At 38.3% G+C, this 22,294-nt stretch carries 17 protein-coding genes; 15 read left to right on the top strand and 2 right to left on the bottom strand.

Features of this window, described 5'->3' with window-relative positions; all coding sequences use genetic code 11:
* Positions 1-49: 49 nt before the first annotated feature.
* From rnc to PYW30_RS06345, 15 genes are all read left to right on the top strand, one after another.
* A complete protein-coding gene (gene rnc / locus PYW30_RS06415; protein ID WP_004256199.1) occupies positions 50-745 on the top strand; it encodes a ribonuclease III in 696 nt (231 codons plus the stop codon).
* Positions 735-4,253 (top strand): chromosome segregation protein SMC, encoded by a 3,519-nt coding sequence (gene smc, locus PYW30_RS06410; RefSeq protein WP_042219322.1) that lies wholly within the window; start codon positions 735-737, stop codon positions 4,251-4,253. Before rnc ends, smc begins: the two co-directional genes overlap by 11 nt.
* A gap of 85 nt (positions 4,254-4,338) precedes the next feature.
* Positions 4,339-6,576, top strand: a complete 2,238-nt coding sequence (locus PYW30_RS06405) for an LTA synthase family protein (RefSeq protein WP_014024548.1) — start codon at positions 4,339-4,341, stop codon at positions 6,574-6,576.
* Between the two features lie 6 nt (positions 6,577-6,582).
* Positions 6,583-7,005, top strand: coding sequence for an EbsA family protein (locus tag PYW30_RS06400; protein WP_004256207.1), 423 nt, complete (start codon positions 6,583-6,585; stop codon positions 7,003-7,005).
* A complete protein-coding gene (locus PYW30_RS06395) occupies positions 6,959-8,533 on the top strand; it encodes an ArnT family glycosyltransferase (RefSeq protein WP_042219320.1) in 1,575 nt (524 codons plus the stop codon). Before PYW30_RS06400 ends, PYW30_RS06395 begins: the two co-directional genes overlap by 47 nt.
* Entirely contained in the window at positions 8,517-10,610 is a 2,094-nt protein-coding gene (locus tag PYW30_RS06390; protein ID WP_042219318.1) for a hypothetical protein, read from the top strand. The genes PYW30_RS06395 and PYW30_RS06390 overlap by 17 nt, the downstream gene beginning before the upstream one ends.
* Positions 10,603-11,706 (top strand): YibE/F family protein, encoded by a 1,104-nt coding sequence (locus PYW30_RS06385; protein WP_017371200.1) that lies wholly within the window; start codon positions 10,603-10,605, stop codon positions 11,704-11,706. Before PYW30_RS06390 ends, PYW30_RS06385 begins: the two co-directional genes overlap by 8 nt.
* Positions 11,699-12,454, top strand: a complete 756-nt coding sequence (locus tag PYW30_RS06380) for a YibE/F family protein (RefSeq protein ID WP_042219313.1) — start codon at positions 11,699-11,701, stop codon at positions 12,452-12,454. The genes PYW30_RS06385 and PYW30_RS06380 overlap by 8 nt, the downstream gene beginning before the upstream one ends.
* A gap of 137 nt (positions 12,455-12,591) precedes the next feature.
* Positions 12,592-12,732, top strand: a complete 141-nt coding sequence (locus tag PYW30_RS06375) for a hypothetical protein (RefSeq protein WP_014024554.1) — start codon at positions 12,592-12,594, stop codon at positions 12,730-12,732.
* Between the two features lie 375 nt (positions 12,733-13,107).
* The gene (locus tag PYW30_RS06370; protein WP_014024555.1) at positions 13,108-13,917 is read left to right on the top strand and encodes a Cof-type HAD-IIB family hydrolase; all 810 of its coding nucleotides are present in this window, start codon (positions 13,108-13,110) and stop codon (positions 13,915-13,917) included.
* Between the two features lie 8 nt (positions 13,918-13,925).
* Positions 13,926-15,227, top strand: a complete 1,302-nt coding sequence (gene ftsY / locus PYW30_RS06365; protein ID WP_042219312.1) for a signal recognition particle-docking protein FtsY — start codon at positions 13,926-13,928, stop codon at positions 15,225-15,227.
* A 158-nt stretch (positions 15,228-15,385) separates the two neighbouring features.
* Positions 15,386-16,357 (top strand): ribose-phosphate diphosphokinase, encoded by a 972-nt coding sequence (locus tag PYW30_RS06360; RefSeq protein ID WP_004256224.1) that lies wholly within the window; start codon positions 15,386-15,388, stop codon positions 16,355-16,357.
* Between the two features lie 34 nt (positions 16,358-16,391).
* Positions 16,392-17,069, top strand: a complete 678-nt coding sequence (locus PYW30_RS06355) for a helix-turn-helix domain-containing protein (protein ID WP_042219310.1) — start codon at positions 16,392-16,394, stop codon at positions 17,067-17,069.
* A 106-nt stretch (positions 17,070-17,175) separates the two neighbouring features.
* On the top strand, positions 17,176-19,656 hold the full coding sequence (leuS, locus tag PYW30_RS06350) for a leucine--tRNA ligase (RefSeq protein ID WP_014024558.1): 2,481 nt from the start codon (positions 17,176-17,178) through the stop codon (positions 19,654-19,656).
* A 151-nt stretch (positions 19,657-19,807) separates the two neighbouring features.
* A complete protein-coding gene (locus tag PYW30_RS06345; protein ID WP_042219307.1) occupies positions 19,808-20,605 on the top strand; it encodes an alpha/beta fold hydrolase in 798 nt (265 codons plus the stop codon).
* Positions 20,606-20,631: 26 nt separating this feature from the next.
* Here the strand turns inward: PYW30_RS06345 and PYW30_RS06340 are convergent, their stop codons facing one another.
* Positions 20,632-21,801: an AI-2E family transporter gene (locus PYW30_RS06340; protein ID WP_042219305.1), complete on the bottom strand. Its 1,170-nt coding sequence runs from the start codon at positions 21,799-21,801 to the stop codon at positions 20,632-20,634.
* A 133-nt stretch (positions 21,802-21,934) separates the two neighbouring features.
* Entirely contained in the window at positions 21,935-22,288 is a 354-nt protein-coding gene (locus PYW30_RS06335) for an iron-sulfur cluster biosynthesis family protein (RefSeq protein WP_042219303.1), read from the bottom strand.
* Positions 22,289-22,294 lie beyond the last annotated feature (6 nt).

Raw genomic sequence — 22,294 nt, 5'->3', positions numbered from 1 at the left:
AAATTTGGTATAATAACTAAGTTAATAATAAAATTTAGGAGGAATTTTTATGTTTGAGCTTCAAAATAAGCTTAAAAATGAATTTGGTATAAAATTTGCTGATGAAGAATTGTTAAAAATAGCTTTTACTCACTCGAGCTACACGAATGAAGAACGCCTCCCAAAGGTTGCAAACAATGAACGTTTGGAGTTTTTGGGAGACGTCGCTCTGTCTTTAATCATCTCAGAATATCTTTATCGTACTTATCCAGATAAACTTGAAGGTGAATTATCGAAGATGCGCTCTAGCATTGTCCGCACAGAATCTTTAGCTAATTTTTCACGTCAGTGTGAGTTTGGACGTTTTCTACGTTTAGGCAATGGTGAGGAAAAAACAGGTGGACGTAATCGTGATACAAACCTTGAAAACCTCTTTGAAGCTTTTTTAGGTGCTCTTTTCTTAGATGCAGGTATGGAAGAAGTACGTCGATTTATAAATCGCGTGGTTATCCCCCATGTAAAGGCTGATGATTATTTTAAAGTCATTGACTATAAGACAAACTTGCAAGAAGTTCTGCAAGTTGACGGTGAAACTATCATTGAGTACAAGATTCTGGAAGAAACAGGTCCAGCCCATGCGCGTGAATTCGTGGCAGCAGTTTATAATAATGGAAAAGAACTTGGACGTGGGCGAGGCAAGTCAAAGAAAGTTGCAGAACAAAAAGCAGCGGAAAATGCAATAAAAGGTCAGATTCATGTATCTTAAAAAAATGGAAATTGTCGGCTTCAAGTCTTTTGCTGACCGTACGAAAATTGAATTTGACCAAGGTGTTACAGCCGTTGTTGGTCCCAATGGATCAGGAAAGTCAAATATTGTTGAAGCATTACGTTGGGCTTTAGGGGAGCAATCGGCCAAGTCACTTCGTGGCGGGAAAATGCCGGATGTTATTTTCTCAGGTACAGCAAAACGTAAGGCGCTAAACTATACTGAAGTTATTGTAACTTTTGATAATACAGACCAGTATCTTACAGGTTATGAAGAAGACGCGGAAGTAACGATTACACGTCGTTTATATCGTAATGGTGATTCGGAATTTTTGATTAATGGGCGTAAGTGCCGTTTGAAAGATATTCATGAACTTTTCACAGATACAGGCTTAGGGCGTGATTCCCTTTCAATTATTTCCCAAGGACGTATAGAATCAGTTTTTAATTCGAAAGCAGAAGAACGTCGCGCAATTTTTGAAGAAGCAGCTGGTGTTTTGAAATACAAGACACGACGGACTGAAACAGAAAGCAAACTACAGACCACACAAGATAATCTCGATCGTCTTGAAGATATTATCTTTGAGCTCAATGGTCAATTAACGCCATTGCGGGCCCAACGTGATGTTGCTTTGCGTTTCCAAGATTTAGAAGCGCAACGCTCTGAGCTTGCCCTTTCTGTTTTGGTTGCTCAGCTTCTCGACGAGAAGAAAAAATACGAACAAGCGAAAGAGGACTTAAATACAGCAGAGACTGAGCTAAGTGCTTTAAAAAGTCAACAAGAGGGCTACGAAGCGCAACTTACTCATCTTAAAAAAGCGCGTCTGAAAGTCGAACAAGAGCAAGAGAAAGTCCAAGGAGACAGCTTGTCCTTAACAGAGCTTAAGTCCGATTTACAGCATAAAATAGAAGTTTTTGATCTCCAAAAGTTCTCCTCTCAAAAATCAGCTGCGGAACGTCAAGCGCGTATTGAAGAACTTGATGCTAAATTGCTGGAAGTTTCGCAAAAGAAAGAAGCGTCAGAAAAGAAAAAAGCAGAGCTCAAAGATAAAGAGCATGAAGCACAAGAACAGCTGGAGCAGTTAGAAAAAGAATTGGCACGTTTTGCTGAAAGTCCAGAAAGTTTAGCCGAGCGACTTCGCGAAGACTATCTGCAATTAGTACAGCAAGAGGCCGAGTTCTCTAATCAATTGACTAAAAATAAGGCTGAATATGAAAATATTTCACGTCGCTTAGTGGAATCTGATGAGAACGCAAAAGAAAACACAGAAAAATTTCAAACCATTTCTGCTGATCTTACAAAAACAGAAGCTTCTTTAGAAACGCTCGCTCAAACTGTTCAAGAACTTGAAAAAGAATTACAAGAAAAGACTGCAGCTGAAGCAAAATATGTTGAAGCAGAGCGTCAAGGTCAAAATGTGATGTACGACCAGATGCAACAGCTCAGCAAGTACAAGGCCAACCTTGCCAGTATGGAAAATATTCGTGACAGTCACAGCAATCTGTATCAAGGTGTACGGGCTGTCATGACTCAAAGTGTTGCACTTGGTGGAATCGTTGGCGTTGTTGCCGATCTTTTAACTTTTGATAAAAAATACACCACAGCTATCGATATTGCCTTAGGTGGTGGCAGTCAAAATATTGTGGTTGAAGATGAAAACTCAGCCAAAAAAGCTATCGCTTATTTAAGAGAAAAACGATTGGGGCGTGCAACATTTCTCCCGCTCACAACCATCAAGCCGCGGGAATTTCGTAATTACGAACGTCTGGTGACCATGGAGGGCTTCATTGATACTGCTTTAAATTTGGTGAGCTTTGAGCCCCGGTTGCAAAGAGCAATGTCAAGCTTATTGGCAACTACCGCCATTGTTGATACAGCTGAACATGCAAGTCAAATAGCGCGTGCAATGAATTATACTATTCGTATCGTCACCTTGGATGGCACGCAGATTAATCCGGGTGGTTCTTACTCTGGTGGTGCAGCAAAACGTAACAATACAACTTTTACCAGCACAGAAATTGAGCATCTGACTGAAGTGATCGCTTTAGCAGAAAGTAAGCTGAAAGCAGTTGAAGACAAATTACAAAAGCAACAACTCACACGTCAAGCGTTGAGTGAACAAGTTGAAGCTTTACGCTCCAATATTCAAGAAAAACGTCTTGCGGAGCAAAGCTTACAGTTGCAGATTAAGCAATTATCAGAACAAAAAGCAAATCTTCAAGCTTTAGTTGCGGATACCGAAAACACGGAAGCGCACCAAGCACTGCAAGAATTATCAGAGAATAATGAAAAGCTGGGACAACAGTTGTCTAAAATTGCTGAGGACAAACAGTCTTTAGACGATCAACTTGAAGAAGTTAAATCTAACAGTCAAAGTTTCAATGCTCTTAAAGAACAAAAAAATAGTGCTTATCATGAAACGAAATTGCTTCTGTCCAGTCTGAAAAATGAATTACGTTTTGCTCAAACAGAGCAAGAGCGTTTAACGCAAGAATATGAAACTCTAGGTGCTGAAAAAGCTAAGTTACAAGCAAGCGGGGAAGCTCAGATTGATGAAGCAAGTCGTAATCTTTATGCTCAGCAATTAAAAGAGACAGAGGCTAAACTTCAAGAAGCGAATGTGAAGTTAGTGAGCTTACGTTTTGAGAGGGACGATCTTCAAGCCCAAACAGAAGAATTTGAAGAGCAAAATCGTGACCTGTTGGAACAAAACCAAGTACTGAATAATCAAAAAGCGCGTTTGGAAGTAAGGATTGAACAATCAGAGAAACTCTTGAAAAACCGTCAACACACACTCTTTACTGAGTATGAAATGAGTTTTGATGAAGCTAAAATGAAGGCTAAAACCCTTGAAGATCTTTCTGAATCAGAGCAAGAGCTCAGTCTTTTAGAACGCCAAATCCGTGCGCTCGGTCCGATTAACTTGGATGCCATCACTCAGTATGAGGAAGTACATCAGCGTCATGCCTTTTTGAGTGGCCAACGAGATGACCTCTTGGAAGCTAAAAATATGCTGCTCGAAACGATTCAGGAAATGAATGATGAGGTAGAAATCCGCTTTAAGACAACATTTGAGCAAATTAGACAAAGTTTCCAATTAACTTTTTCACAAATGTTTGCAGGAGGAGAAGCGAATCTTGAATTAACCAGCACGAATCTATTGGAAGCTGGTGTCGAAATCAAAGTACAACCTCCAGGTAAAAAATTAGCCAGCTTGAACCTCATGTCTGGTGGGGAAAAAGCCTTAACTGCTCTGGCCTTGATTTTTGCTATTTTACGTGTTAGAACGGTCCCATTTGTGGTCTTGGATGAGGTAGAAGCAGCATTAGATGAAGCGAATGTTAAACGTTTCGGAGATTACATGAATCACTTTGATAACTCCAACCAATTTATTGTTGTCACACATCGCCGTGGGACAATGGCAGCAGCAGGTACAATGTATGGTGTGACAATGGCTGATGCAGGGGTTTCTAAGGTCATTTCTGTACAATTAGAGGATGAAGTTTAAACAGGTCAGCCATATGAAGCTTAAGCTTAGCTCAAGGCTCATTTGTTAGAATTATTCCCAATGTAAAAAAAAGGAATTTACTCTTGTGCAAATAAAAAATAAATTGAGGTTTACCTTGAAAAAATTACTTAATAGTTTTAATACACGACTAGGTTTAGTATGCTGGTCGACCTTCTTTATTTGGGTCAAAACCATGATTGCTTATTTTTCTGTCTTTAAGGGGTTGAACTCTTCTAATCTTGCAGATTACCTATTGGTTATTGTTAACCCCATAGGCTTTACAGCAATCTTCTTTAGTTTAATCCTGTTTGTTAAAAGAAAACAGCTTTTCTACTTAGGCATGCTATTAATGAACTTGATTGGGAACTTGTTAGTTTATGGGAATATCCTTTACTATCGTGAGTTTTCGGACTTTCTTACGCTCAATACCTTAACAGGTGGGGCAGGAATGGTCGGAAAAGGTTTCGACTTAGGTTCAATCGCTATTTCTTGGGTGGATATCGTGTTCTGGATTGACATCATCGTTGTTCTTGTACTTTTTCTTACCAAGAAGATTAAAATGGATGAACGTCGTCCTACAAATATGTTTGCCTTTAAGGTTTTCAGTGTCTCAGTCATGATTTTTGGCTTAAACTTTTGGATGGCTGACCTGACTGAGCATCGTCTGGTTTCACGACAAGCACAATATGACGCCACTTATGTGGTACGTTATTTGGGCTTAGGCCCATGGTTAGCGACCAATAGCTGGTATACTCATGTGTCCAACGAAACTCGGGCTATGGCCTCTAAAACAGATTTTACAAAAGTGCAAAAATACATTCAAGAAGATCGTTATCTTGCACCTAATGCCAAGATGTTTGGGATTGCTAAAAACCGTAACGTTATTGTGATTCACCTTGAATCATTGCAACAAGATGTCATTAACATGAAGGTAAACGGTGCAGAAGTTACACCTTTCTTGAATTCACTTTATAATAACAATCCTTCTGTTTATTCTTTCTCAAATTTCTTTAACCAAGTGGGACAAGGAAAAACTTCTGATGCAGAAACCATGCTTGAAACTTCAACATTTGGTTTATCCTCTGGTTCACTTTTCTCAAGTCTAGGCAGTACACAAACTTTCCAAGCGATGCCGGCCATTCTGCAACAAAAAGAAGGCTATTCAAGTGCTGTGTTCCATGGTAATGTGGGTTCATTTTACAGTCGTAATAACGTTTATCGTAATATGGGTTATCAAAACTTCTTTGACCAATCTTTCTACGATCTGACGCCAACGAACTCCACTGCTTGGGGGGTTAAAGATAAGTACTTCTTTAACGACTCAATTCCATATCTTGAGCAGCTACAGCAACCTTTCTATGCGAAATATTTGACGGTCACAAATCATACGCCTTATACAGGTCTTGAAGATTATGAGATGAATCCGAAACTTTTAGAAGGTGGTTCAGGGAACTCCGTCGTTGATAACTATTTTGTTACCGCTAATTATCTGGATTCAGCAGTTAAAGATTTCTTTGATTATTTGAAAAAATCTGGACTTTATGAAAAATCCGTTATTGTTCTTTACGGCGATCACTACGGAATTTCTGGTTCAGATACAAAATACTATGCCCCATTCATTGGTAAGAGTGCAGACAACTGGACAGAGTATGACAATACAATGATGCAGCGCACCCCGTTCATGATTGATATTCCTGGTCAAACATCCGGACACATCAGCGATGAATTTATCGGTGAAATCGATGTTATGCCAACCTTGGAGCACTTGCTTGGTATTTCAACAAAAGATTATATTCAGTTTGGACAAGATGTTTTCGCACCCAACCGTGAACAATTTGTTGCACTTCGAAATCGTGGTTTCGTTACACCAACAATCACAAAATCAAGTGCGACAAGTTCAGTTTACCATGACACAAAAACCGGAGAAGTTCTGAAGTTAACGGAGAGTCAACAGAAGTATGTGGACAGCATCCAAGAAAAAGTGAATAAAATGTTAGACATGTCAGATACTTTCAATACGGAAGATCTCCTGCGTTTCTACACCCCACCTGGGTTTAAGCCGGTACAACCGGGTAACTATAGTTACAATGTCACTTCAACAAGGAATCGTTTGAAAGAAGAACAAGATGTCTTGAAAGCACGTTCAACATCACTTCTTTCCGAAAACCAAGGAGTATCTACAGTCGATCTCTTTAACGATCCGGTCTTGGCAGCTAAAAAAGCTCAAGAAGAAGCTGAAGCAGCGGCAAAAGCAAAAGACAAAGAAAAAGAAGATGCAAAAAATGCACCTTCTGCCAGCAAAAAAGATGAGAAAGGAAAGTAATATTTGATGAAATCGGGATATTTTCAGCCTTTAAGTAATATTTATAAAATCGCCTGGATGTGGTGGGTTATTCTCCTTTCTTTCCAACAAGTACTTTTCTATGAAAACAATCTTCGAATGAATTGGTTTCAAATAACCATTCTTGTCTTTCTGGTTCTCGCTTTCTATTTCTTAGTGAGACAACGTCGCTTTTTTGCAGCAGAAAATGCACTGCATTTCTCTCGTGACTTTCGCTTGGGAATGCTTGAAATTGACTTCAACTACATGAGCTCAGTAAAACTTACGCCAAGAACGCTTCGTTTTATCTATATTGGAAAAGAATATCATTTTGTTGTATTGGGAAAATCCAATCAACTACTACAAAACGTTTTAAAGGAAAATAATGTTGAATACACTACATCAACACTTAAAAGATCCGCGAAAGTGTAAGATCTTTTGGTCACTTATCTTTGGCCTCATCTGGCTTGGAACAAATATCTATGTAATCATGGAAACGCCTGTTTGGAATGAAAAGTATATCACAGCTTTTATCCTCGGGAATATCTGCATGTTTATCGCAGCAGCTTACATGGTTTTCGTTTATCGCTCAGTTAAGAAAATCGACACACTTACAGAAAGTAAAATCCAGCATTACTATAAAATGTCAATGTGGATTTTAGGGCTTGCAGTATTGCTTGTGCCTTTTTTCTTTATCATTCACGTGCCCGACACAGCACATGACTGGGATTTCTTTGTAATCTTTAGAGATACCATGCAGCTTGGTGGTCGCTCATTTACACATCTTCCTATGACTGAAGATGAACTTCTCTATTTTTTACGTTATCCCAATAATCAGTTTTTCGGTATTGTCTATAATACGCTTTTTGCTCCTTTCACAACCAACTTATCGAGAATTATTGCGACAACTGTAGTGGCAGCAATTCTGACAAGCCTTTCTGTTCTTGGTGGGTCATTGATCATTAAAAAGATTTCTAATCTTAAAATGGCCTTGATTTACAATTTGGTTGCTTTTGGATTTATACCCTTTTATCTTTATGGAGCGCAGCTCTACACAGATACAGCGACCTTACCTTTTGTCATTTTTGGCTTACTCTTTATGATTTATGCCCTTCAATCAGAGAAGACCAGCAAGATGATTATTTGGTGGATAGCAGCATGCCTTGTTGTCTTCTTTGGCTATAGTATTAAACCTACTGTTTTCATTCCAATGATTGCTGTCTTTTGTTTCCTTATACTTAACCGTAAATGGAAAAAATTGCTCATTATGCTCCCTATCGCGGCACTGCTTTTTGTAGGTGTACATCAAGGGGTTAAAGCAGTTATTGCCAATGAACCAGCTTTCTCAGAACAAGCTAATGACCGTTACAATCTGCCAATGATTCACTGGGTGACGATGTCATTTGATCCTATCAATAAGTATGGGGGCTTCAACCCTGATGTCTTGGCATATTCGCAATCCTTTACAGATGTAGCCTCAAAGAAAGAAGGAATAAAGCATCGTTTTATAGAAAATCTCAAAGAAATGGGTGTTCCAGGTGTTCTGGTTCAATTGTGGCGTAAAATCATGTACACGTGGTTTAACGGTGATTTGAGTAATTTCTTCTATACATACCGTCATTCTAATCCCTTTATATTCCGTTATTTTGACTGGACCAGCTTTGCGCCAGAAGAAGGGAATATTACGGGCTGGTTGTTGATTAAAGCAGCACAAACGCTCTATTGGTTAGCCATCGTCCCATTGATGTGGTACGAAATCTTCCTAGGTATTTTCAAGAAGCATAAAACAGAATGGTTTATTGTCGGACTGTCAATGGCAGGTTTGACAGGATTCTTATTGCTTTGGGAAGCTAATTCACGTTACCTTTATAACTTTGCACCAATAATGCTTATTTTAGCAACCATGGGCTTGGTAGACTTTATTCAACGCAGTAGGAGGAAAAATGGAATTTCTGAATAAAAGCATGTATCGTATTCTGCTTTGGCTCTTTATTGCAGCCTTAGCTATTATGGCTGTGCAACCTTTTACGGATGCTGGTTTTGTTGAACCCATTTCGGTTGTGTTGTTTGCTGGTTTGCTCTTTTTCGTCCTCCGTTTTGCCTATAGAAAATTTCATAATATGAATAAAAAAGGCTTGAAAATATTTATTTTCAGCTTTTTTGCAGTTTTTCTTCTCTTACAGATTTTATCTGTGACGCAAATTCATACCATGGTTTTCGGAGACCCCTGGCATATCCAAGCACAGGCCACACGAATTATGCAAGGGGATATGGTCTGGGATGTTTGGATTAGGCAATATCCTAACCTTGTCCCTCTGGTCGCTTTAAATGTTGGTTTTATGAAGCTTGCAGAAGTACTTCATATCTCTTATTATTTCGTTTTTTATACGTTCAATATCCTTATCAATACTAGTATTTGGGCTTTGTTGATTCGCTTCCTGTGGAAAAAAAGAGCGGAGTTGGCAGCCTTTGTGGCCCTTCTGATGCTTATGCTTCCAATGAATTATGACTTCTTATTGAGGGTAGGGTATTCAGATGGGTTTGCAATTTTAGTTTTATTGATTATTGCATTACGTTTTGACAAGATTCAAAGTACAGGCTCATTTGGTATTTGGCAATTTGTCAGTACGGCGCTCTTGTTTACTCTTGGTTTCCTTGCACGTCCTAATGTGATTATCATTCTGATTGCTTTAGCAATTTTAGGCTTAGTGGCTTTCAGTCAGCGAAAAAAATATAAAAAATTATGGCTTTCAATCCTGAAACTCATTTTAGCTTCTTTTGTGGGTATTATTTTAGCGATGGGAGTCACTCGTGGTTTGGCAAGTGCCATGCAATATGACTTAAAAGGACCAGATGTTTTTCCAACGGTAAACTGGATTTATGAGGGCCTAAATACAGAATCAATGGGCGAATGGACACCTGTTGATCGTGACTATACACTCAACCACTTTGGCTTTGAAACGGCTAAAGAAGCAAATATTGCTGGCATTAAAGAGCGTTTAGCACATTTAGGAAAAAATCCCTGGATGATTCCAATACTCTTATTGGCAAAGTTTGGCCAACTTTGGTCTTGCGGGACTTTTGCAACGGCTACAGATTATCAGCTTTTTTCTGGGTATTACAACTGGACGAAAGCTCCAGGTTGGGTCATCGATAATATTGGTGCCATTAATATCTTTATCTCCACCTATGCTAAAGCACTCATGACCGTATTCCTCTTTGCCATTGTTTATCGCCTGTGGAAGACAAAAAAAGAGGAGATATCAGTCTTTTCTCTGGCAATTTTAACAACGATGGGCATTACACTCTTCCATACTTTGCTTTGGGAAGTTAAACCACGTTACCAATTCATGACTTTTGCTTTAATCATTCTTGCGGCTGCACTCAGTTTTGATAAAATCTTTTCGGAAAAAACTGTCTTTAAACCTGAAAAAGGGCGAAGTAAGTTCTTGAAAAAAACTTATCCCGTTATGGCTTTGTTGTCTTTAGGGTTGATGTTGACAGTAATGCAAAAACAACCCAAACAAGAAATTGTGGTGAACGCGCAGCAACATTCGGTCAATCACTTTGGTTATAGCAAGGGCAGTATTGACTTAGGCGCAGGGGAAAGTATTTCTCAGCCTTTTGATTTAACCACATCAGCCAATCGTATTGATTTCAACTCTTATGCCAATATGGAAATGAAATTGCTTCTTGAGAAAAAAGAAGCAGAGCAATGGAAAAAAGTTGGTGAAGCCCCAATATTGGCAGAAGATGCGATGACTGTTTTGAAGACAGAGATGCCAGTGGGGCATTATCGTCTGCGAGTGGAAAATATTCAAAAAGTTCCTGTGACGATGGCCTTGATGACCAATACGGAAAATCTAGACTATCCGCATCTGATTGAGTTGCCAAACAGTGAGTACGCTTCTTTTGGTTTCTCTATTTCACAAAATGAGCCAAAAACAAAATTCTCTTTGGGACTGATTCTCACCTTTGCCGTTATTTATATCTTAGGATATTTTGTCATTTTGACTGTGGTAAAAAATAATGATTAAATTCTTTCTGAAAAAAATTATTCTGCCCTGCTTGGTTGCAGTGGCAGCTTTTGTTATCGTCGATCACAATGCACGATTTTATCATGAACCTTTAGGGATTATTGAAGAAGTAAAAACTGTGGAAAAGACAGCTTTAAGTGATAACTTCAATAATAAGGATACAGAAGTACAACAATCTCTTAAAGTTAGACTGCTCAATACTTCGCAAAAAAATCAGATTTTAAATCTAAAAAATGTCTCCAATCAGTCGCAACTTACGGGTCAGCTTTATCGTAAAAATCAAAAGATTTTATTGCGTGAAAGTGCGGGTACGATGCAGATTGTGGGGCAGAAGCGAGATGCATTGATTGTGAGTTTAGCTGTTCTTTTTATCGGGCTAACCTTGAGCTTTATTCGATGGCGTGCAACACTCTTCCTTACATTATCCTTGCTGCTTAACCTCTTTTACTTTGTCCTAGCACTGGCTTTTGATATTCATTTTACCTCTGTAAATGCGCTTATCACTTTCTCTTGCTTAGCATTCGTCTTTGCAATCAGTTCTTTAGGTTTTGTTTTAGGCTTTACGCGGCAAATGTTATTTACTCTACTGACCACAGTTCTCACTAGTCTTTTGACATTTCTGCTGACCTTTTCTGTTTTGAGACTTACAGGAAATTCAGGTATTCATTTTGAAATGATGAGTTATGTGACTCAAAATCCGATTTTATTCTTTTTCGTAGGTGCAATCATCAGTGTTTTAGGTGCAATCATGGACGGTACAGGGGACATTGTTGCTGGTTTATTTGGGCTTTATCGTCAAAACCAGCTTAATGAAATAAATATGTCTCAAAAAGACTATATTAAGTCCGGCATGGAAATTGGAAAAGAAATTATTGGGACCTTGACAAATGTGCTCTTTATGATCTTCATGGCAGAAACGATTCCTATGACTTTGCTTTTATTAAGAAATGGGAATACATGGAATTATATTGCAGGAACTGCCCTTAACCTTGGACTTTTACAAACCATTATCTCTGCGATTGGGATCGTACTTGCAGTGCCGATTACGGCTGTAGTGACAAGTTTTGGACTAAGAAAGGAAGCAATAAATGAATAGTTTAATTGTTCTCTTTATTATTTTGACTGTCTTACTGATTTTAGTTTCAGGACTTGAAGGGATAAGAAATCTCGTCGGCCTTGCGCTTAATTTCATTTTGATTTTTGCAATGATAACCTTGCTTTCTTGGGGAATGAACACATTTATTCTCTTAAGTGTTGTTTCAGTGCTCATCCTGGCAATCGCCATATATATGTCTTCCGATGATAATATGGTAACAAACATTTCCTTTAAAACAAGTCTCATTGTTGTCTTTTCACTTCTCGTTTTGGCCATTCTTGTACAGCATATCGGTAACCTACAAGGTTTTGCAATCGAAGATACAGAGGAGTTAGAGGAATTATCCCTTGCAATAGGATTGAACTTTTCTAAAGTTGCAATTGTGGTCATGGTTATTTCAATGTTGGGTGCAGTGGCAGAAGCAGCCATGGCTTTAGTTGCCAGTTTATCTGAAGTTGTAGAACAAGATGAACAGATGACATTGCTGCAGTTTAAGGAACAACGCTTTATAATTTCACAGCAAATTCTAGGAACTGCTGTGAATACCCTCTTTTTTGGTTTATTAGGCTCATCATTAAGCCTTATTCTTTGGTTTGTTCGGCTTCATTATAGCTTGGCTGAGATAATAAACTCAAAATTGCTCATGGCGGATATGGCATCCATGCTTTTAGGAATGCTAGGAATTCTATTTGCTATTTGGCTCTCGGGATATTTTGTTGAAAAAGCATTTGAAAAAAATGGAAAGTGAAATAAAACGATAACTTTTAAGTTATTGTTTTATTTTTTGGGGGAAGGGAAGTAAGTTTTTAGTTAATCTTTTTGTAACCTTAAAGAAAATAAAGAAATGGTATTGCAAACTATTAAACTTTTTGATATATTATATGTATGAATAAAAATATATTAGATGGGATTGCAGATCGTTTACATATTAAAGGTCTGAATCCGTTACTTTCACTAATGGTTTGGGAGTTGCTTTTATTATTAGTCTTGCTTCTTGCTGCTCTACTCGTCATTTCCATGAATTAAAAGACAATGGCTTTGGCAGTTGTTTGCTTTTTAATACACATTTATCAATATATTTTTCTGAGTAAATCAATCATCAAGACTGACCAAGGGTCTGAAATTATCATTTTTAATTTTAACACGACAGTATACAGCCATATTCATAAGTGAATAGGGCTTATTTTTATATTACTTTTCTCTTGCGGTACTCTTTTTCTCCTCTCTCCTAAAGTGATTTGAGAGAGAACTTCTCAGGTAAAAGACTTCAAAAAATTTTCTGTTAAAGACGGCCTCTTTTCTTATACTTCAAAATTAATCCTTTCATTCTTTTAATTTTTGTTCTTAAAAATGCATCTTAGGGAGCAATTATCGTAGGGCAGAGTATGTTATAATATAAACATGACAAATGATGTAAAATTGATCGCTTTAGATCTTGATGGAACACTGCTGAACAGTGCAAAGGAGATTTCTGCTCCAAATATTGAAGCAATCCAAGAAGCACGTCAGAAAGGTGTAGAAGTAGTTTTGACGACAGGACGCCCTTTAGCAGCAATTCAACCTTTTTTGAAAACACTGAAGATGTTGGATTTCGATGACTTTAGCATTACTTTTAATGGCGGCTTAGTGCAACGTAATACAGGGGAAATCCTTTCAAAGAAAGTGTTGAGCTATGATGATGTTCGCCTCATCAAGCAGGAAACACAGGCTCTGGAAATCCCTTGCGATGTTTTGAGTGATGACATTGTCTATGTCACTGAGAGTGCAAGACAATCCCAATACGGTTTTATCAACAGCCTTTTGGAATTTCATCCTGTAAAATTTGAAGAGCTTGCTCCAGATGCAATTTATAATAAAATTGTTTCTTGTACAGATGCAGCTTTTCTGGATGCACAGATTCCTAAGTTTCCCAAAACATTATTTGACCAGTTTGAAATTTTTAAAACACGTGATATTTTGTTAGAATTCATGCCTAAAGGTATAAATAAGGCCTTTGGTTTATCAAAACTTATTGAGCAATTGGATATCACACCGGAAAATGTAATGGCCATGGGTGATGAAGAAAATGATTTAAGCATGATTTCATGGGCTGGTTATGGTGTTGCAATGGGGAATGCTGTACCGACAGTGAAGAAGGAAGCCAATATCATTTCAAGCTTTACGAATGATCAACACGCAGTTGCAGAAGTCATTCAAGAGTATGTTTTGTAGGAGGAAATATGGGATTATTTGATCGTTTATTTGGTAAGAAAAAAGAAACTGAAGAGGTTTCTGAAGAAGTTGTTGAAGTAAAAGAACAGCCAGAAGTTGAAGCAGAGGAAATCGTCGATGATGGAGCAGAAACTGATGAACAGGTTCAAAATGAGCCAGGTGAAGAAGTTTTAACAGAAACGATGCCTGAAGTTGTAGCTGAATTTGCAAAAGAACCTTCAGCAGCAGAAACGGAAGAAAAAGAAGAATTCCAAGAAGAATCTGAAATCTTGGAAGATGAAATTGAAGAGATTGAAGCAGATGAAGTTGAAGCAATTGCTCCAAAAGAAGAAGTTCTAGAAGAGCCTGAAGTTTCAGTAGATTCATCCGTTCAAGAGCAAGAAACAACCAATATTGAAGAAAAATATGACAAGTCTTTAGAAAAAACTCGTAAGACTTTTGGTCAACGCTTTAATGCTTTTTTGGCTAACTTCCGTTCTGTGGATGAAGAGTTCTTTGAAGAGCTTGAAGAAACACTTATCATGTCAGATGTGGGTGTCGACTTAGCTTTAGAAGTTACAGAAGAGTTGCGAAACGAAGCTAAATTGGCAAATGCAAAATCACAAGAAGCATTACGTCAATTAATTGTTGAAAAAATCGTAGATAAGTTTGAGGATGAAAAAGTACCTTCTGAGTTAAATCTTCACGACGATCTTACAGTTTTCCTTTTTGTTGGTGTAAATGGTGTAGGTAAGACAACAACAATTGGTAAACTTGCGCATCGTTATAAAAACGAAGGAAAAAAAGTTCTTCTTGCGGCGGCAGATACTTTCCGTGCTGGTGCGATTGATCAACTTGTGGAATGGGGCAAACGCTCGGATGTTCCTGTCGTAACGAAACCAGCAGGTTCAGATCCAGCCAGTGTGGTGTTTGATGCTGTCGTAAAAGCAAAAGAAGAAAACTATGATATTCTTTTGATTGATACAGCGGGTCGTCTGCAAAACAAAGACAACTTGATGAAAGAACTAGAAAAGATAGGAAAAATCATCAAGCGTGAGCTGCCTGCTGCACCACATGAAGTGATTCTTGCTTTGGATGCCACAACAGGTCAAAATGCTATTCAACAAGCTAAAGAATTTAGCGCAGTAACACCGATTACGGGGATTGCTTTGACCAAGTTAGATGGTTCCGCAAAAGGGGGGATTGTCTTATCTATCGTTCAGAGCTTGAAAATTCCGGTAAAACTTGTCGGATTGGGCGAAGGGATTAATGACCTAACAGACTTTGATGAAGAATTCTTTGTACGTGGTTTATTTAAAGAGCTCATCTAGTAAAAAATGTCTATCTGGAAAAGATAGGCATTTTTCCATTTTAGGATAAAGTGGGGAAGCTTCGCGCTAGGGTAGTTTATCGGGACTTGAAAAAAAACACAATTCACGATAAAATGGAAAGGTCTAATTAGAGAACTGTTTTATATAGAAAGGCTATCATGTCGTATTCAAATTTGAAGTTATTTGCACTTTCATCTAACCAAAAGTTGGCTCATAAAGTCGCAAAAGAAATTGGTATCCAAGTTGGAAAATCACGCGTGCTCACTTATAATGATGGTGAAGTCGAAGTTAAAATCGATGAAAGTATTCGTGGAGAACACGTCTTTATCCTCCAATCAACAAGTGCTCCTGTTAATGAAAACTTAATGGAACTGTTGATCATGATGGATGCCCTCAAACGTGCCAGTGCTGCCTCAATCAATGTGGTAATGCCTTACTATGGTTATGCCCGTCAAGACCGTAAAGCACGTGCACGCGAACCAATTACATCAAAATTGGTCGCTAACATGCTTCAAATTGCTGGTGCAGACCGCTTGATTACTTTTGATTTACATGCTGCTCAGATTCAAGGCTTCTTCAATATTCCTGTGGATCACCTTATGGGCTCACCATTGATTGCTGATTACTTCCGTCGTCACGGCTTTGCTAATGGCGATGATTTAGTCATTGTTTCTCCTGACCACGGTGGTGTAGGTCGTGCGCGTAAGTTAGCTGCTTTCTTGAAAGCACCAATCGCAATCATTGATAAACGTCGTCCACGTGCCAACGTTGCTGAAATCATGAATATTATCGGTGATGTTAAAGGGAAGAAATGTATCTTGATTGATGACATGATTGATACAGCTGGTACAATTACTTTGGCTGCAAATGCTTTGAAAGAACTTGGCGCAACTGAAGTTTATGCTTCATGTACACATGCTGTTTTATCAGGTCCAGCTATTGAACGTATCGAAAGTTCAGGAATTAATAAGTTGGTAGTTTTGGATACTATTGAAATACCAGATGAACGTCGCAGTGATAAGATTGTTGAGATTTCAATCGCACCATTACTTGCTGATGCTATCATCCGTATTCATGAGAAACGTCCATTGTCACCACTTTTCGAATTACATATTCCTACTGAAAATTAAGAGCAGAGTGACCTTTAGGTCACTTTTTTGAAAAATGGAAATAGAAAAGATAAAAGAACTTTACCGCAACGTGGAAGAAGCAGAGCTTAATCAACGGGAGCGCACTTTAATAGCCTTACTTTCAGAGCAGAATACTGACTTTTCGTCTTTACCCCTAGGACGTTTTCGTATCTTGCAATTTGCTGTGGCGGATTTTTCAGAACTTGTAGAAAATATAAAATTTATCTTGCCTGATGTCATACAAGAAAATACTGAAAAACAGTTCGTTATTGAAGAATATACCGGCAATAATCTGAGTAAATCAGAGCTTGCAGATAGTCTAAAAGTCTTGTCTCAAGATATGGGTGAGAAACTGCACTATTACATTGGAAGCTTTTCTTCCAAAGAAGAGCTCGAGCAAGTCTATCAAGAAGAAAAACAGTTTTTTCAGCAAAAAGCAAGCTTTAGTGAATCTATTCTGGCTCAGGGTCTCCATCATGTCGAGAGTTTATTATTGAATAACGTCAGACAAGAACTTCTGCAAAGTCCTGAAGACAAGGCGTTAGTACGTGCCCTTTACACGACATACGGCAACCAAGCAGCTGCAGCAAAGCTGCTCTATGTTCATCGGAACACCTTACTCAATAAAGTAAAAAAATATGAGCAGAAATATGGCTTACAACTTGTAGGCAGTGACTTAGTTTTAGCATTTGGTCTAATTGGTCATGAATAAATTTCTGCTCCAGATAAAAAGCAGCAATCTGCTTTTTTGATTTTTTTGATATAATAGAATTTGAGATTTGTAAATATAATTTATAAAAAACTTTAAGGAATGAAATATGGAATACAAACACATTGACATTGAAGCCAAGTGGCAAAAATACTGGGCCGACAATAACACTTTCCGTACAGGAACAGACAAAAACAAACCGAAATTTTATGCACTCGATATGTTTCCTTATCCATCAGGAGCAGGTCTTCACGTGGGGCACCCTGAGGGTTATACAGCAACAGATATTCTGAGCCGCTATAAACGTGCGCAAGGCTATAATGTCCTTCATCCAATGGGTTGGGATGCTTTTGGCTTACCTGCCGAGCAGTATGCAATCGATACAGGTAATGATCCTGTCGAATTTACAGCGAAAAATATTGCTACTTTTAAACGTCAAATCAACAGCCTCGGTTTCAGCTATGACTGGGAACGTGAAGTAAATACAACTGATCCAGAATTTTATAAATGGACACAGTGGATTTTTACGAAGCTGTATGAAAAAGGTTTGGCCTATGAAGCTGAAGTAGCTGTTAACTGGGTTGAAGAATTAGGAACAGCTATCGCCAATGAAGAAGTCCTCCCTGATGGGACTTCAGAGCGTGGCGGCTATCCAGTTGTACGTAAACCGATGCGTCAATGGATGCTGAAGATTACAGCCTATGCGGAGCGTTTGCTTAATGATTTGGAAGACCTGGACTGGCCAGAATCAATCAAAGAAATGCAACGTAACTGGATTGGTAAATCTGTCGGTGCGGACATCAACTTTAAAGTTGAGGGTAGCGATGAAGAATTTACAGTTTTCACAACGCGTCCTGAAACACTTTTTGGCTCAACATTTGCTGTTCTTGCACCAGAGCATCCATTAGTAGAAAAAATTACTACTGCTGAACAAGCTGATGCTGTAGAAGACTATAAACATCAAGCCAGCCTTAAGTCAGATTTGGCTCGTACAGACTTGGCAAAGGATAAAACAGGTGTTTGGACAGGTGCATACGCAATTAATCCAGTAAGTGGCAAGAAAATGCCTATCTGGATCGCTGATTACGTTCTTGCAAGCTACGGACATGGTGCAGTTATGGCTGTGCCTGGACATGATGAACGAGATTGGGAATTTGCTAAGGTTTATGACTTAGAAATCGTTCCTGTTTTTGATGGTGGAAATGTTCAAGAAGCCTGCCATGTAGAAGGCGGAAAAATTATAAATTCTGATTTCTTGAATGGTATGGAAAAAGAAGCAGCGATTGAAAAAATGGTTGCTTATCTGGAAGAAAAAGGTATTGGCTCTCGTAAAGTGACTTATCGTCTACGTGACTGGCTCTTTAGTCGTCAACGCTATTGGGGTGAACCAATTCCAATTATTCATTGGGAAGACGGTACAACGACTGCTGTTCCAGAAGAAGAGCTGCCCTTAGTATTGCCAAAGACTTCAAATATTAAACCATCAGGTACTGGTGAGTCGCCTCTGGCGAACTTAACAGACTGGTTGACTGTGACACGCGAAGATGGTGTAAAAGGACGTCGTGAAACAAACACAATGCCACAATGGGCAGGTTCGTCATGGTATTATTTGCGCTACATTGATCCTAAAAACAGTCAAGCTATTGCTGATCCAGAGCTTATTAAAGAATGGCTTCCTGTCGACATCTATGTCGGTGGAGCCGAACATGCAGTTCTTCACCTTCTCTATGCACGATTCTGGCATAAAGTTCTCTTTGACTTAGGTGTTGTTCCAACAAATGAACCTTTCCAAAAACTTTTCAACCAAGGAATGATCTTGGGTACTTCTTATCGTGACAGTCGTGGTGCTTTAGTTGCTACAGATAAGGTTGAAAAACGTGAGGGTTCTTATTACAATATTGAGACTGGTGAAGAGCTTGAGCAAGCACCAGCTAAAATGTCTAAATCATTGAAAAATGTTGTTAATCCAGATGATGTTGTTAAACGTTACGGCGCCGACACTTTACGTGTTTATGAAATGTTCATGGGACCTTTAGATGCAAGTATTCCTTGGTCAGAAGAAGGGCTGGAAGGAGCACGTAAATTCTTGGATCGTGTGGTCCGTTTGCTCAGCAACAGCACAATCACTGAAGAAAATGATGGTAGCCTAGATAAAGTTTATAATGAAACAGTTAAAAACGTTACCGAGCGTTTGGATCATATGTTGTTCAACACAGCGATTTCTCAATTGATGATCTTTGTAAACGCAGCAAATAAAGCCAAAACATTACCGCTTGAATACGCGAAAGGCTTTGTTCAACTTTTAGCTCCGTTTGCTCCTCACCTTGCAGAAGAACTTTGGGTTGAACTTGGTAACGAAGCAGGTATTTCTTATGTTGCCTGGCCATCATTTGATGAAAGCAAACTCGTTGAAGATGAAATAGAAATTGTTGTTCAAATCAACGGTAAGTTAAAAGCTAAAGTCATGATTGAAAAAGATTTGCCAAAAGATCAACTTGAAAAAGTAGCTTTAGAAGCAGTCGAAGTAGAAGGTAATATCGTTAAAGTTATCGCAATTCCGAATAAATTGGTAAACATTGTTGTGAAATAATCTAAAAGAGCGAGAAAATTTCGCTCTTTTTCTGTTCATCCCAAGCGTCAAAGCAAAAAGTCAGGATTTCATCGCGTTTTTTGCTACAATATGAATAGTTTTTGCTGTCATAAATGTACAGTGAAAGATTGAGCAATAGAAAGAAGAAACAATGCCTTTTTATACAACAAACGATGGAGTTCAGATAAATTACCATAGCTATGGAGCAGCAGAAAATCAAGCAATAGTTTTTATTAACGGCTATTCGGCGAGTGAAGTTACTTGGGCTTTTCAAGTCGATTATTTTGTTGCTGCAGGTTATCGCGTCGTCACTTATGATCACCGGAGTCATGGACAAAGCCAAGAAGTCGATTATGGGATGACCTTACATCGTCTGGCGACGGATTTGGAAGAGTTGATGAATGCCCTGAAACTTTATCGACCAGTATTGGTTGGACACTCGATGGGAGCAGCGACTATTATGGCATATGAAGAGCTTTTTACGGACGGAAAGTTAGCGGCCATCGTAACAGAGGATCAAGCACCTACATTTATGAAATCGCCCGATTGGTTAGATGGGCAAACAGGTAAAACACTTGGTGAATTATCTGATTTTATTAAAGATTTTCCACGCACAAAATTAACCCATCGACAATTGACAGATCAAGTGAAACGTGTGTTGGGTAAAGGGATGTTACCCTTTAATTTTCAAAAGCATCAAGCCCTGCTTCAAAATGTGATTACGCAAGATTGGCGTCAGAATCTTACGCGTGAAACGGTTCCACATTTATTCTTTGCCGGTGGGTGTTCGCCTATTTTTCCGCCAGAGCATGCTCAGGCAGCACGTAACTTGCAACATAATGCGCAATCAGAGGTGAGTATTTTTGCAGATTGTGGACACATTCTTCATGTAGAAAATATTGAGGCTTTTAACCAAAAACTCCTTAATTTCATTCAAAAAGTCCAATAAAAAAAGAGTTAGAAATAACTCTTTTTTTATTTTTCGTGAGGAGCGAGAGAAAGTTTATTTTCCTTAGCTTCTAAATATTCCATAAAAATAATTTTAAGTAAGGCTGCAACAGGTACAGCGACGAACATGCCTAATATACCAAAATAAGCGCCGCCAATTGAGATAGAGATAATAACAATAATTGGGTTAACATTCAAAGCACCGCTCATGAGTTTTGGTCCGATAATATTTCCGTCAATTTGCTGAAGAATGATGAGCATAATAATTGTAACAAGCCCGGCTTCCCAACCGCCAGTAAAGAAAGCAATAATCATTGCGACAATCGAGGCAAAAATTGAACCAAAATAAGGAATCATGTTGCAAACACCAATAAGCAATCCTAAAGCTACTGAGAAAGGATTATGAGCGACGCCCGTCACGTGGAGGATAAAGAGTAGGAACGTGGATAAAATCCACATGATACATGTATCAATGAATTGTGTGGAAATGAATTTATAGAAGATAACATCTGTCTGACGAAGATAATATTTCACTGCCTTCAGATGCTCTTGTTTAGTAGAAATTTTTCCGAATCGAGAGACAATCTGCAAGATACTTTCTTTATAGAGCAAAAGATAGATTGAAATAATAATGCCAACGACAATCCGGAAAATTTGCGAAGCAAGTGTGAAAGTAAAGGTGCTCAGAGACTCAATGCCGCTAGTAATATAACGCGCAGCATCTTGTGCACTAAACGCATTCACAAAAGAGCGAATAGAGTCTTCGATTTGTAAAAAATTATCTAACTCTTGAAATTGGTTACTGCTGAGCCATTGATAAACATTTTGGTAAATGGTCGGTAATAAACGGAGAAATTCTAGCAAGTTACGAACAACAATTGGAAATAGATAATAAACAACAAAAAAGAGGAGAAGTAAGAAAATCATATAAGTGATAAAAATACTAATTTTTCTCGCATGATGTTGGATAAATTTTACATTTAAAGGTTTAAAAAGCAAGCTAAGCTTTTGAATAGGTTTATCTAAAAAGTATGCAAAAATTGCTCCAAGAAAAAGAGGAGAGAGAATTTGTAAAAAATTCCCAATGCTTTTTGTAATGGGGTTAATGTTTGAAATGACATTAAAAAGTAAGAAAAGCACAACGAAAAAAAGTAGTCCGTTAAGCCAAAGGTTCCAGTTGATTTTTATTTTTCCCATGGGCGAGTTGTCCTTTCGGGTAAATTGATATAAAGTAGTTCCTTTTATTGTAATATCATTAGAAAACGATGTCAATTATTTTAAGAAAAAAACACAGTAATTCTGTGTTTTTTTCTTAAAATAGGATCACTATTTATTGGTGACGATAGTCAACAATTTCAATGTGTGGGGCAATCTTTTCGCCATCGCCCATAATCTCAATCAAATGATTTGCTGTAACACGGACACGCATGTTTTCATCGAAATACATCATCCCCCAAGCTTTGCAGTAGAAATCACCTAAAGGTGAGCTGATTTTACCATCAAAAACTTTAGGAACTTCTCCTTTATTAACGGCAACAATACGATAACGTGTAATGCCACAGCAACTGCTTGAGAGTATCTCATCACTTAAAGTATGATCAAAGTCTAAGACAAAGTCAGCAGGTTCATCTTCGATAAGTGCCAGTAGGCGCTGAGTAATAGTATCATCAAATGTAAGCTTCATAAAATT

The sequence above is a fragment of the Lactococcus garvieae subsp. garvieae genome, assembly GCF_029024465.1.
Lineage (GTDB): Bacteria > Bacillota > Bacilli > Lactobacillales > Streptococcaceae > Lactococcus > Lactococcus garvieae.
This window is presented reverse-complemented; position numbering and strand designations above follow the sequence as displayed.